The sequence below is a fragment of the Paenibacillus sacheonensis genome, assembly GCF_009909195.1.
Classification (GTDB): domain Bacteria; phylum Bacillota; class Bacilli; order Paenibacillales; family Paenibacillaceae; genus Paenibacillus_Z; species Paenibacillus_Z sacheonensis.
Genome location: NZ_JAAAMU010000005.1, coordinates 258,746 through 270,968, shown reverse-complemented (window position 1 = coordinate 270,968; position 12,223 = coordinate 258,746). Strand labels below are relative to the sequence as shown.

Below are 12,223 nucleotides of genomic sequence, written 5' to 3'. Positions count from 1 at the left end.
GGCCGAACGAATATAAAGGCAGCCCGGTACAGGAATTCTATGCCGGGCTGCCTTATTTACATGGTTGTTAGTTATCGAAGAGCGCCTTGAGATTCACGTCGAACGGCTGGCGGATAATGCCCTTCTCCGTGATGATCGCGGTCACGTACTCGTTCGGCGTCACGTCGAACGCAGGGTTGTACACCTTGATGCCGGCCGGTGCCGTGCGTTTGCCGAAGCCTTCCGTGATTTCTTCCGCATTGCGCTCCTCGATCGGAATTTCGGAGCCGGAAGGCGTGTTCAGATCGATCGTCGACAACGGGCAAGCGACGTAGAACGGAATGCCGTGCGCCTTGGCAAGAACGGCGACGCTGTACGTGCCGATCTTGTTCGCCACGTCGCCGTTGGCCGCCACGCGGTCCGTTCCGACGATGACGGCGTCGATCCATCCTTTGCTCATGACCATGCCGGCCATGTTATCGCAGATGAGCGTCACGTCGACGCCGGCCTGCTGCAGCTCGAAGGCGGTCAGACGCGCGCCTTGGAGGACGGGACGCGTCTCGTCCGCGAACACGCGAAGCTGGATGCCCTGTTCCAATGCAAGATAGAACGGCGCAAGCGCCGTGCCGTATTTGGCCGTTGCCAGCCCGCCGGCGTTGCAGTGCGTCAGCACGCCCATGCCGTCCTGGAAGAGCGTGAGGGCGTGCTCGCCGATCAGGCGGTTCGTCTCTTCGTCTTCGCTTTGAATCGCGATCGCTTCCTGCAGCAGCGCGTCTTTGCAGGCAGCCAGGTCCGAGCCGGACGCCGCGAGCGCTTCCGCGCGGGCCGTCATCCGGTCGAGAGCCCAGAACAGGTTAACGGCTGTCGGCCGCGATGTAGCCAGATGCGCAGCCGCCTCGCGGACGGCCCGGAGCCATTCGGACAAGTTTTTCTCCGCGTTCCGGCTACCCAGCACGACGCCGTATGCGGCAGCGATGCCGATCGCGGGTGCGCCGCGAACTTTAAGATGACGGATGGCCTCCCAGACGTCTTGAGCGGAGACGAGCGGCAGATAGACGATTTCTTCGGGCAGCAGCCGTTGGTCGAGCAAGTCGAGCTGAGCGCCAGACCATATGACGGATTGCAAGCCTTGATAGGCAGTAGATTCAGTAGATTCCATGGAGGTCGTATCCCTTTCCTTAGGCCTTAGCCGCTGCAGAAGCCGAATGCACGGCATCGGTTAATTGATCGATCGAGACAACGCGGCGATTGAGCTTGATAAGCGATTTGCCGATGCGGAGCGCCAAACGCTGCGCGCGCTCGCGGGCAGCCGCGTCTTCCAGCTTGTCGATATCCGCGACATGCGCCAGCCCGACGACACGCCGGACCATTTTGCAGCCGGCGAATCCGATCGCGTCCTGGAGGAGGCGGCGCATATAATTTTCTTTGTACCCCGGCGCGGAATTCGCCATACGGTCAACGCCGCTCTCGTTCCATAGCGCGAGGAATTTCGCTTCGAATTGCGACCAAATGTCCGTAACGGAATTCAGCAGGTATGCGCGATAATCCTCGCGTTCGGCATCGGCATCGTCCAAGCCTTCGCGGGCCGCGTAGTTCAGCAGCAGATTTCCGAGCACGGCGCCGATATCGAAGCCCATGGGACCGAAGTAGGCGAACTCCGGATCGATGACTTTCGTCGATTCCGGCGTAATGAAGATGCTCCCCGTGTGCAAGTCGCCATGCAGCAGCGCCTGTCCATGCGTGAGGAATTTCTCGCGGAGCAGCGCGACTTCCAAGTGCAGCTCGCCATCGTTCCACAGCGCCTGCGCTTCGTCGCGGATGCTCTCGTCGAAGCTGTTCGTGTCCGCGTCGCGGTACGGATCGTCGAAGATGAGATCTTCGGTGATTTTGCACAGCTCCGGGTTGGCAAAGCTGCGTGCCAGGAGTTTTTTCTCCTGCTGGTTGCGGCCAAGGTCGCTCGTGAAGAACAGCGTCCGCGCCAGGAACGTGGAGATATGGCCGGCGAAGAGCGGGTAACGCGTGCCGTTGATCAAACCTTGGCGCATGATGACATGATCGCTCAAGTCTTCCATGATCGTCAGCGCCAGCTCCGGATCGTACAGATAAACGTTCGGGACGAGCCCCGGCGCAAGGCTTCCCTCGAGGATCAGCGCCTCGCTCTCGATGCGGGCGCGGTCGAGCGTGAGCGGCCAGGACTCGCCGACGACCTTCGCGTATGGAAGCGCCTGCTTCAAGATGATGCTGCTTTGGGCTGCAGGATCTGCGATATGGAAGACCAAGTTCAGGTTGCCGTCGCCGATCTCGCGGCATGCAAGCTTCGCATCCGGTTGAAATACGCCCTCCAGCTTGCGGGCGATCTCGATCGCTTCTGTTTCATTTAAAGGATGATAAGCAGACATGAACTGTCCACCTCCGAATCGTTGTAATGGTTGGAAGGGCCCGCCGTACGTACGTTTTGACCCCAAATAAGTATAGTATAGCGAAAAAAATTTCGCGTTGGAATACCTCTGTTTGTTATAATTATTCTAAATACAAACAAGCGAGGGGGAAACGAGCATGGCCAGCGAGATCAAAATGGAACAAAAAATCGCGCTGAAGGAGTGGGCCGTCGCCGTGAAGGCGCTGACCGACGGCAAGCAGATCATGGTGCTGCGCAAAGGCGGAATCGCGGAGGAGACGCGTGATTTTCAGCTAAAGTCGCCCCGTTTCTTCCTGCTGCCGGCCTATGAGCACCAGAAGCCGGAGCTGTTGAAGGAAGCGTATAAGGACGATCTTCGGACTGTATCGGAGTCATGGGCGCCGGGCTCGCCGACCGTGGAAATCGCATCTTATGCCGAAGCGGTAGACGATATCGAAATCTACGACCAGGAGACGGTGGACCGGCTGGCGAGTTTTCACATCTGGACGGATACATTTACCGAAGATCGTTTAAAATGGAAAAGGAAACAGCCGCTCCATCTGCTACTGCTTCGCGTCCATAAATTGGAACGCCCCGTATCGCTTCCCATGCGGGATGCGTACACGGGCTGCAAGTCTTGGGTCGATCTCGAATTTCTGCCCGCAGACGCGGCTGCGCGTCCCGTTCTCGACGACGAAGAGTTCGATCGGCAAGCCGCTGAAATCCGCCGTGCCGTGGCAAAGTAAGACGTGCCGGGACCCGGTGCGGGGACTGAGGCCGATTGCTTTCTGCCAGAAGTTATACTAATATATAATTGAGAATCAGTGAGAATCAATTTAGAGTCATTACTAAAGAGGAATTGTTTCAAATTTAAAATATTGAAACAACGGAACATTTGGAGGGAGCAGTATATCATGGCAACACATTTTAAGATCGATGGCCTGAAGGCGGCCATTGAAGGCAAAGAGATTTTGAAGGGCATCAACCTTGAGATCAAGGGCGGAGAAGTACATGCCATCATGGGACCGAACGGCACCGGCAAAAGCACGCTGGCATCGGCGCTCATGGGACATCCAAAATACGAAGTAACGGAAGGCCACGTCGAGCTTGACGGCGAAGCGCTTCTGGAAATGGGCGTGGACGAACGCGCTCGCGCCGGCTTGTTCCTCGCTATGCAGTACCCGAGCGAAATTACGGGCGTGACCAATTCCGACTTCCTGCGCAGCGCGATCAACGCCCGCCGCGAGGAAGGCAAAGAGATCTCTCTCATCAAGTTCATCCGCCTAATGGAAGGCAAGATGAAAGAACTCGAGATGAATACGGAGTTCATGCACCGTTACTTGAACGAAGGCTTCTCCGGCGGCGAGAAGAAACGCAACGAAATTTTGCAAATGATGATGCTGGACCCGAAAATCGTCGTCCTCGACGAAATCGATTCCGGTCTCGACATCGATGCGCTCCGCATCGTCTCGAACGGCGTCAACGCGATGCGTTCCGAAGACCGCGGATTCTTGATCATCACTCACTATCAGCGCTTGCTTAACTATATCAAACCGGATTTCGTACACGTCATGATGCAGGGCCGTATCGTCAAATCGGGCGGACCCGAGCTGGCGGAACGCCTTGAGAACGAAGGCTATGACTGGGTTAAAGAAGAACTCGGCATCGTGGATGAAACGGTCGGACAGGTTTAATCGGAGGAGGAACAATTGAAATGAGCACACAATTAACAACTCCGGTTAACCGCCAGTCCGTCAGTGCCTTGTCTCAAAGCAAAGGCGAGCCGGCATGGCTTGAAGGAGTAAGAACGAAGGGCGCCGAATTGGCGGAAACGCTGGAATGGCCGACGCCCGAGAAGGTCCGCATCAGCCGTTGGAACTTAACGGCTGTCGGCAGTCACAAGGCGCAAGCCGCGATCGCTTCGGTAGACGAGCTGCCGGAAGCATTGCGCGGGCTCGCGGGCCAATCTCCGGCGGGTCTGGTCGTACAGCGCAACTCAGCGCGCGTGCTTCACCAGCTTACCCCCGAATTGGCGGCGAAAGGCGTTATTTTTACCGATCTGGAGACAGCGGCCCGCGAGCACGGCGACTTGGTACAGCAATATCTGTTCCAAGCGATCCCGCAGGACGAGAACAAGCTGACGGCGCTGCAATCGGCGATCTGGAGCGGCGGGATATTCCTGTACGTGCCGAAGAACGTCGAAGTCGAACTGCCGCTGCAGGCGCTGTTCTACAGCGACGATGCGGAAGCGACTTTCGCGCCGCGCGTCCTTCTCGTAGCGGACAGCCACAGCAGCGTCACTTACGTGGACAATGTGGTAAGTACGTATGGAGAGTCCGCGCAGCCGATTACGAAGCAGTCGATCGTCGAAGTTATCGTAAAACCGGGCGCGCATGTCCGTTATGCGACGGTTCATAATATGCACGACAACCTGATCGATTTGACGATCCGCCGCGCCGTGGTCGAGAACGACGGCCGCATCGAATGGATTATCGGCGACCTGCATGACGGCCACACGCTGTCCGATACGCAGTCGCTGCTAAAAGGCAACGGGTCCACGTCGGACGCGAAGGTCATCAGCATCGGTTCCAAGACGCAGCAGATGAGCCTGACGACGGGCGCTGTCCACTTCGGCCGCAACACGGAGAGCGATATGGTTACCCGTGCTGTCATGAAGGACGGAGCAACGGCGATCATCAACGGAATTACGAAGATCGAGAAGGGCGCCACCAAGTCGAACGGCCAACAGACGGAGAAAGTGCTGATGCTGAGCCCTAAGGCGCGCGGCGACGCTAACCCGATCCTGTTGATCGACGAGGACGATGTTAAGGCAGGCCATGCGGCGAGCGTCGGCCAAGTGAACCCTGAGCAAATCTATTACCTCATGTCCCGCGGCATTGCGAAAAAGGATGCGGAGCGATTAATTATTTATGGATTCCTGGCCCCTGTCGTGACGGAAATTCCGATCGAACCGGTTCGGGAACAGCTCCAGCGTCTGCTGGAAAGGAAGCTTGAAGGATGAATGTGCAAGCGATCAGAGAGCAATTTCCGATCCTGCATCAAACGATAAACGGGCACCCGCTCGTTTATCTCGACAGCGCGGCTACTTCCCAGAAGCCGCGTTCCGTCATTGATGCGGTCGCCCGCTATTACGAGCATGACAATGCGAACGTGCACCGCGGAGTTCATACCCTCGGCTCGCGCGCCACGGATGCCTACGAAGGCGCCCGCGAGAAAACCGCGAAGTTCTTGAACGCGGCCAGCCCGCAGGAAATCATTTTCACGCGCGGCACGACGACCGCTCTCAATTTGGTCGCTTCGAGTTACGCGCGCGCCAATTGCGGCGAGGGCGACGAAATCGTCATCACGCAAATGGAGCATCACTCCAATCTTATTCCTTGGCAGCAGGTCGCGAAGGCGACAGGCGCGGCGCTTAAATATATTCCGCTTCAGAAGGACGGCTCCATCCGTCTCGAGGACGTCGAGGCAACGATCACGGACCGCACGAAGATCGTGTCGGTCATGTACGTATCTAACGTGCTCGGCGTCGTCAACCCGATCAAGGAAATCACGGCGATTGCGCATAAGCACGGCGCCAAGATGGTGGTCGACGGCGCGCAAAGCACGCCGCACATGAAAGTCGACGTACGCGATTTGGATTGCGATTTCTATGCGTTCTCCGGCCACAAGATGTGCGCCCCTACCGGAATCGGCGCCTTGTACGGCAAGAAAGCGCTGCTCGAAGCGATGGAGCCCATCGAATTCGGCGGCGAAATGATCGATGACGTGGGTCTCTACGAGTCCACGTGGAAGGAGCTGCCTTGGAAGTTCGAGGGCGGCACGCCGATCATCGCAGGCGCCGTCGGGCTCGGCGCGGCGATCGATTTCCTAAACGAAATCGGGCTGGACGAAATCGAGAAGCATGAGCATCAGCTCGCGGCTTACGCCTATGACCGGCTCGGCACGATCGAGGGCATTTCGATTTTCGGACCCGTTCATGATCGGGTTGGACTCGTGACGTTTATGCTGGATGACGTTCATCCGCATGACGTGGCGACGGTACTGGATACGAAAGGCATCGCTGTTCGCGCAGGGCATCATTGCTGCCAGCCGCTGATGCGGTTTCTGAATGTTTCTTCGACGGCAAGAGCAAGCTTTTATCTATACAATACCGAAGAGGACGTTGATCGTCTGATTGACGGCCTCCAGCAAACAAAGGAGTTCTTCGGTTATGGAATTGGATGATTTATATCGCAGAGTCATTATGGATCATTACAAAAATCCGCGTAACCGCGGCACGCTGGACGAAGACGCGCTCACGATTAACCTGAACAATCCCACCTGCGGCGACCGCATTACGCTGCAGCTGCAGGTGGAAGACGGGATCGTGAAGCAGGCCAAGTTCACCGGGGAAGGCTGCTCCATCAGCATGTCCTCGGCTTCCATGATGACGGAAGCCGTTCATGGCAAGACAACGGATGAAGCATTGGCATTGGCGGCGAAGTTCTCGTCCTTTATCAAAGGCGAAGTCACGGAGTTCGATGAGCTCGAGGATATCGAGGCGCTGTCCGGCGTAACGAAATTCCCGGCGCGCATCAAATGCGCGACGCTTGGATGGAACGCGCTGCGCAAAGGCATCGAGCATCAGCAGCAGCAATAATGACCGCCTAGGATCATAAGCCGGGCGCGTAAGCATAGCATCGAAATCAAAGAAATCAAAGCAAGAAGAAGGAGGCAAATACGATGGCAAAGCAAATGCCTGATTTGGAAGACTATAAATATGGCTTCCGCGACGAGCATAAGGCGATTTTCCAATCCGGTAAAGGATTGACGCCGGAAGTCGTCCGGACGATCTCGGAAATTAAAGGTGAACCGGAATGGATGCTTGAATTCCGTCTTAAAGCGCTGGAGCAGTTCAACAAAATGCCGATGCCTAAGTGGGGCGGCAACATGGACGATTTGGATTTCGACGATATCCAATATTACGTCCGTCCTTCCGAGAAGCAAGGCAAAACGTGGGAAGAGGTTCCTACGGAGATCAAGGAAACGTTCGATAAGCTCGGCATTCCGGAAGCGGAACAGAAGTTCCTGGCCGGGGTATCCGCGCAGTACGAATCCGAGGTCGTATATCACAGCATGCAGGAGGACCTGGAGAAGCAGGGCGTTATCTTCACGGATACGGATACTGCGCTTCGCGAATACCCGGAGATCTTCAGACAGTACTTCGGTACGATCATCCCTCCCGCTGACAACAAGTTTGCTGCGCTGAACAGCGCGGTTTGGTCCGGCGGCAGCTTCATCTACGTTCCGAAAGGCGTCAAATGCGAAATTCCGCTGCAGGCGTACTTCCGGATCAATTCCGAGAACATGGGCCAATTCGAGCGTACGCTGATCGTAGCCGACGAAGACAGCTTCGTGCACTACGTTGAAGGCTGCACCGCGCCGATCTACAGCACGAACTCGCTGCACAGCGCAGTCGTGGAAATCCTCGTGCTGAAGAACGCGCGCTGCCGTTACACGACGATTCAGAACTGGGCGCCGAACATCTACAACCTCGTGACCAAACGCGCGGTTGCGGAAGAGAATGCGACCATGGAATGGGTCGACGGCAACATCGGTTCCAAGCTGACGATGAAATACCCTGCTGTCGTGCTGAAAGGCCGCGGCGCGAAAGGCATGGTTCTGTCCATCGCAGTAGCGGGCAAGGGCCAGCACCAGGATGCGGGCGCCAAAATGACGCATCTTGCGCCGGATACGACGTCGACCATCGTCTCCAAGTCGATTAGCAAGCATGGCGGTAAGGTAACGTACCGCGGTTTGGCATCGTTCGGCCGTAACTCCGAAGGCTCCAAAGCGAACATCAAATGCGATACGCTCATTCTCGATAACCAATCGACGTCGGATACGATTCCGTATAACGAAATCATGAACGACAACATTACGCTCGAGCATGAAGCGACGGTATCCAAAGTGTCCGAGGATCAGCTGTTCTACCTGATGAGCCGCGGCATGACGGAAGCGGAAGCTACGCAGATGATCGTCATGGGCTTCATCGAGCCATTCACGAAGGAACTGCCGATGGAATACGCGGTCGAGATGAACCGTCTCATCAAATTCGAAATGGAAGGTTCGATCGGCTAATTACTGGCCGCGCTTACCTTGCATACAACCAAAAAACTCCGGAACATCGCTTCATTCGAAGCGATGTTCCGGAGTTTTCTTTGTCTCGCGAAGCGAGCGCGGCAGGGCTTACAAGTAAACGTGCATGATTTTAATTTACAAGTAAACATGCAGAATTTCGAGGCTGCGATCGACGGCCATATCGATAAAACCGTCCTCGGTTCGAATAAGCGGTCTGAAGAACTCCGTTGAGTTCGTCATGATGATCGTGCCTGTCTTGCCCGAATCGAGCTCCACCTGCTTGCCGATAAAGTTCGGAATCATATGGCGGATGAACGTATGCGTCGTCTCCGGGTCCAACTCGGTGAAGCTCATCCGGTACAGTTCCCTCAGCACGAACAGCAGATCGCGCTTATCCTGGTAGACACGGGTGGAGATCATCGCGCTGTATACGTCGGCGACGGCTACGATCTTGGCCGCAGGATGGATGTCCGAGCCGGACTTGCCGTTCGGATAACCGCTGCCGTCGATCCGCTCGTGATGATCGAGGGCGACGGCTGCCGCGAGCGACTCCTCGCCGATCGAATCCGTAATGATGCGGTGTCCGAGTAGCGTATGATGCTTGACCGTCTCGAACTCGTCCGAAGACAGCTTGTCCGGCTTGTTCAGGATCCCGTCTTGGATTTGGCAGTTGCCAATGTCGTGGAGAAAGCCGGCTTGCCCGATTTTGATCGCTTCTTCTTCGCTGTAATTAAGCCAGGAAGCCAAATAATAGGAGAGCATTCCTACTTGCACGGAGTGTTGGTACGTGTAGTCGTCCTTCGTGTTCAGAAGCAGCAGCATGGATACGACGTCGCGCTCCATTTTGAAGTTTTCGACCAAAGGCTGAAACGTTTGGACGACATCGGCTTCGTCGACGGTCCCCTTATGAAACGCTTCCATAAACAGCTGTTCGCACCCGTTCACGGCATCCTGATAGATAGGTTCTACCGTCGGCAGCCATTTTGGACTCAAACCGGATTCCAGCGTGCGGATTACCGCCGGTTCCTCCGGTTTCAGCTCAATGTCGACATAGTCGATCTGGTGCTGGAAGAGCTGCGAGATCTCCCGTGCAAATAAGTTCGTCCCTTTGGAAAGCACATGAAGTCCATAGGAGTTGAATGTATCGTTGCTTAATGTGTCCCCTTCTTTAAGCTCCGTCACATGAATACGCATATTCCACCTCTAAGCAGCTAGAAATTCGACATGAACCAAGTCGATGTTGGCGATCCATGCGAAGAATAGCTATATAAGCCTATGCTGCGAATAGTTCTATTTACCTTATCGGCATCGAAGCCCCGCAATTTAAGCCAAAACCGATGATTCTTTATTACTGGGGGGCCGTGGGGTTCCATGGGCCTTGCTGATGGCCTTTCCATTTGGAACCGTCTTCCCATATTTCGCGTTTCCATATCGGTACGATCTGCTTCAGCCGCTCGATCGCGTATCGGCTCGCGTCGTAACAGGCTTCGCGATGAGGGGAGGATACGGCGATGACGACGCTGATCTCGGCAATGTCCACCACGCCGATTCGATGCCAAATGGCGCAAGCCGTTCCGGGCCAGCGTTCGGCGATTTCGTCGCCGATCTGCCGAAGCGTTTTGACGGCCATCGGTACATAAGCTTCGTACTCCAGGCGAACGGTCCGCTGTCCATGCGTCCACTCCCGCGTCGTGCCCGTAAAGGTGAGCGCCGCGCCGTTCTCGGGGACGATAACCTGCGCGGTGACGGCTTCGACGGACAGCGGATCCGCCGTTATTCGGTATCGGTCCGCCGCATGCGCGTCAGCGGCTCCGTCGTCGGACTCGGTCTCCTCGCCGCCCGATACGGGCGGCAGCAAAGCCAGTTCATCATCGGCGTGCAGCGGCACGTCGTCGGAGGCATAGGCTTGATTGCAAGCCATAAAAGAGATCGCGATCAACTGCGCATGCGCCGGAAAAAGCAGCGCCATTTCTTGTTTGAGCTCGCGCACGGTAAGTTCTGCCTGCGGCAGCTCAAGCTTGACGGCAGGGGTGCCGAACCGGTCGGAAAGACCGGCGAACAGTTGGATAGTCCACTTCACAGTCATGTCAAAAAACCTCTCGCCTTCTTCGGTTAATGGTCCCCTTAGCATACCATAACGGGTCTAAAAATGTTATGCTAGAGGCATTAACGGAGAAGAGATGTAGAGGAGTGCGGGCCATGTCAGCATTAACGGATCGTTTCGGACGCGTACACGACTACCTGCGCATTTCCGTTACTGACCGATGCAATTTGCGCTGTCTGTATTGCATGCCGGAGGAAGGCGTCAAGTTCGAGCCGGCCGAAAATTTGTTGAGTTACGACCAAATCGCGCAAGTCGTGCGCGCCGGAGCAGAGCTTGGCATCTCCAAGCTTCGGATTACCGGCGGCGAGCCGCTCGTGAGGCCGGGATTGCCGGATCTGGTGAGAGAGCTTGCTTCTATTCCGGGCATTCGGGACATATCGTTAACGACGAACGGCGTATTGCTGGCGGATCAAGCCGAAGCGCTTCGGGCAGCTGGACTTAGGCGCGTCAACATCAGCCTGGACACGCTGGACCCGGCCCGTTTTCGCTTCATAGCCCGCCGCGGCGACCTGCAGCGCGTGCTGCAAGGGATCGAAGCGGCGGCCGAAGCAGGCTTCTCGCCGATAAAATTAAACTGCGTGCTGCTTAAGGGCATCAACGAAGACGAAATTGCCGCTTTTCTGGAGATGGCGGTCAAACGGCCGCTGCATGTCCGCTTCATCGAATATATGCCGATCGGTCATGCCGACGACAATTGGCGGAATCATTATCTGCCGCTGTCCCGCGTATTGGAAATCGCGAAGCAGAACAACCTGGAAGCGGAGCCGATGACGAATGTGCTCGGCAACGGCCCTTCGGAGGATTTTCGAATCAAAGGCGGGGCAGGGACGTTCGGGCTCATTCATCCGATCAGCGATCAATTCTGCGCCAGATGCAATCGGCTTCGGCTGACGGCCGACGGCAATTTGCAGCCTTGCTTGTATTGGGTGGATGAGCTGAACGTGAAGTCGGCGCTCGGCAGCCCGGAGGCGCTGGAACAGCTGTTCCTGCGGGCGCTCGATATGAAGCCGCGGAATCATGAGATGGCCGCGAAGCTGGCGGACGAAGCTTTGACGCATGAGCCGACGGCGCGCCGGATGTCTCAGATCGGCGGATAACGATGGGAATGATTGGAGTGGAAACGGCGATGGCACAGCATACGATTACCGTATACGATACCGACCGCCAGCCGAGCGTTTCGACGCCGGAGGACATGGCCCGCCTGGCGGGTCGTGTTTTTCCGCTGTCCGAACGCATCGCGGGCGGCAATGGCGAGGCATTTGATCTAGGCGAGTGGTTCGTGAATTGGAGAGCGCAGCGGGGAATCGCCGCGGAAGCGCCGCTGCCGACGCATATGAAGGTCGAGGCGGCGGATACGTTCGAGGCGCTGATCCCGTGGGAGCAGCTGAAGGAAGCGGCGGTGCTGTTCGCGCTGAATGGAGCGCCGCTGGCGAAGGGCGGCCCCGCCCGGCTCTACGTGCCGAACGGAACAAGCGAATGCTTGAACGTGAAGAGAGCCGTCGTTTGGCGTTTCCTGCAGGATGAGGAGAAGCGCGGAGAAGTATCGTACGGGTTCAAGCAGACTTTCACAGCGGATGAGATGCGGAGTAAGCGCTAAGTCC

The 12,223-nt window shown here is 56.5% G+C and carries 12 protein-coding genes; 8 read left to right on the top strand and 4 right to left on the bottom strand.

Features of this window, described 5'->3' with window-relative positions:
• Positions 1-67: 67 nt before the first annotated feature.
• The gene (gene mtnA / locus GT003_RS11860; RefSeq protein WP_161697797.1) at positions 68-1,138 is read right to left on the bottom strand and encodes an S-methyl-5-thioribose-1-phosphate isomerase; all 1,071 of its coding nucleotides are present in this window, start codon (positions 1,136-1,138) and stop codon (positions 68-70) included.
• A gap of 19 nt (positions 1,139-1,157) precedes the next feature.
• Positions 1,158-2,378 carry an S-methyl-5-thioribose kinase gene (gene mtnK, locus GT003_RS11855; RefSeq protein ID WP_161697795.1) on the bottom strand — a complete coding sequence of 407 codons (1,221 nt, stop codon included), beginning with the start codon at positions 2,376-2,378 and terminating at the stop codon, positions 1,158-1,160.
• A gap of 157 nt (positions 2,379-2,535) precedes the next feature.
• Between mtnK and GT003_RS11850 the strand changes: the two genes are divergently transcribed.
• From GT003_RS11850 to sufB, 6 genes are all read left to right on the top strand, one after another.
• Positions 2,536-3,123, top strand: a complete 588-nt coding sequence (locus GT003_RS11850) for a DUF1802 family protein (RefSeq protein ID WP_239565804.1) — start codon at positions 2,536-2,538, stop codon at positions 3,121-3,123.
• Between the two features lie 168 nt (positions 3,124-3,291).
• Positions 3,292-4,071: a Fe-S cluster assembly ATPase SufC gene (gene sufC / locus GT003_RS11845; protein WP_161697793.1), complete on the top strand. Its 780-nt coding sequence runs from the start codon at positions 3,292-3,294 to the stop codon at positions 4,069-4,071.
• Positions 4,072-4,091: 20 nt separating this feature from the next.
• Positions 4,092-5,399 carry a Fe-S cluster assembly protein SufD gene (gene sufD / locus GT003_RS11840; protein ID WP_161697791.1) on the top strand — a complete coding sequence of 436 codons (1,308 nt, stop codon included), beginning with the start codon at positions 4,092-4,094 and terminating at the stop codon, positions 5,397-5,399.
• Positions 5,396-6,622, top strand: a complete 1,227-nt coding sequence (locus tag GT003_RS11835; protein ID WP_161697789.1) for a cysteine desulfurase — start codon at positions 5,396-5,398, stop codon at positions 6,620-6,622. Before sufD ends, GT003_RS11835 begins: the two co-directional genes overlap by 4 nt.
• Entirely contained in the window at positions 6,609-7,037 is a 429-nt protein-coding gene (gene sufU, locus GT003_RS11830; RefSeq protein WP_161697787.1) for a Fe-S cluster assembly sulfur transfer protein SufU, read from the top strand. The genes GT003_RS11835 and sufU overlap by 14 nt, the downstream gene beginning before the upstream one ends.
• Before the next feature lie 83 nt (positions 7,038-7,120).
• Positions 7,121-8,518: a Fe-S cluster assembly protein SufB gene (gene sufB, locus GT003_RS11825; RefSeq protein ID WP_161697785.1), complete on the top strand. Its 1,398-nt coding sequence runs from the start codon at positions 7,121-7,123 to the stop codon at positions 8,516-8,518.
• Between the two features lie 135 nt (positions 8,519-8,653).
• Here sufB and GT003_RS11820 read toward each other — a convergent pair whose 3' ends face one another.
• Positions 8,654-9,712, bottom strand: a complete 1,059-nt coding sequence (locus GT003_RS11820; RefSeq protein WP_161697783.1) for an HD-GYP domain-containing protein — start codon at positions 9,710-9,712, stop codon at positions 8,654-8,656.
• A gap of 154 nt (positions 9,713-9,866) precedes the next feature.
• Positions 9,867-10,604: a molybdenum cofactor biosynthesis protein gene (locus GT003_RS11815; RefSeq protein WP_170312209.1), complete on the bottom strand. Its 738-nt coding sequence runs from the start codon at positions 10,602-10,604 to the stop codon at positions 9,867-9,869.
• A gap of 113 nt (positions 10,605-10,717) precedes the next feature.
• Between GT003_RS11815 and moaA the strand changes: the two genes are divergently transcribed.
• Together moaA and GT003_RS11805 are read left to right on the top strand one after the other, a co-directional pair.
• Positions 10,718-11,719 (top strand): GTP 3',8-cyclase MoaA, encoded by a 1,002-nt coding sequence (gene moaA, locus GT003_RS11810; protein ID WP_161697781.1) that lies wholly within the window; start codon positions 10,718-10,720, stop codon positions 11,717-11,719.
• Positions 11,720-11,721: 2 nt separating this feature from the next.
• Positions 11,722-12,219: a molybdopterin-binding protein gene (locus GT003_RS11805; RefSeq protein WP_161697779.1), complete on the top strand. Its 498-nt coding sequence runs from the start codon at positions 11,722-11,724 to the stop codon at positions 12,217-12,219.
• Positions 12,220-12,223 lie beyond the last annotated feature (4 nt).

Excerpts from the sequence above, each read along its gene's own strand:
- GT003_RS11805 (WP_161697779.1), top strand. The coding sequence starts at position 11,722 with ATGGGAATGATTGGAGTGGAAACGGCGATGGCACAGCATACGATTACC.
- sufB (WP_161697785.1), top strand. The coding sequence starts at position 7,121 with ATGGCAAAGCAAATGCCTGATTTGGAAGACTATAAATATGGCTTCCGC.
- GT003_RS11820 (WP_161697783.1), bottom strand. The coding sequence starts at position 9,712 with ATGCGTATTCATGTGACGGAGCTTAAAGAAGGGGACACATTAAGCAAC.
- GT003_RS11815 (WP_170312209.1), bottom strand. The coding sequence starts at position 10,604 with ATGACTGTGAAGTGGACTATCCAACTGTTCGCCGGTCTTTCCGACCGG.
- sufC (WP_161697793.1), top strand. The coding sequence starts at position 3,292 with ATGGCAACACATTTTAAGATCGATGGCCTGAAGGCGGCCATTGAAGGC.
- GT003_RS11850 (WP_239565804.1), top strand. The coding sequence starts at position 2,536 with ATGGCCAGCGAGATCAAAATGGAACAAAAAATCGCGCTGAAGGAGTGG.
- GT003_RS11835 (WP_161697789.1), top strand. The coding sequence starts at position 5,396 with ATGAATGTGCAAGCGATCAGAGAGCAATTTCCGATCCTGCATCAAACG.
- sufU (WP_161697787.1), top strand. The coding sequence starts at position 6,609 with ATGGAATTGGATGATTTATATCGCAGAGTCATTATGGATCATTACAAA.
- mtnA (WP_161697797.1), bottom strand. The coding sequence starts at position 1,138 with ATGGAATCTACTGAATCTACTGCCTATCAAGGCTTGCAATCCGTCATA.
- moaA (WP_161697781.1), top strand. The coding sequence starts at position 10,718 with ATGTCAGCATTAACGGATCGTTTCGGACGCGTACACGACTACCTGCGC.
- mtnK (WP_161697795.1), bottom strand. The coding sequence starts at position 2,378 with ATGTCTGCTTATCATCCTTTAAATGAAACAGAAGCGATCGAGATCGCC.
- sufD (WP_161697791.1), top strand. The coding sequence starts at position 4,092 with ATGAGCACACAATTAACAACTCCGGTTAACCGCCAGTCCGTCAGTGCC.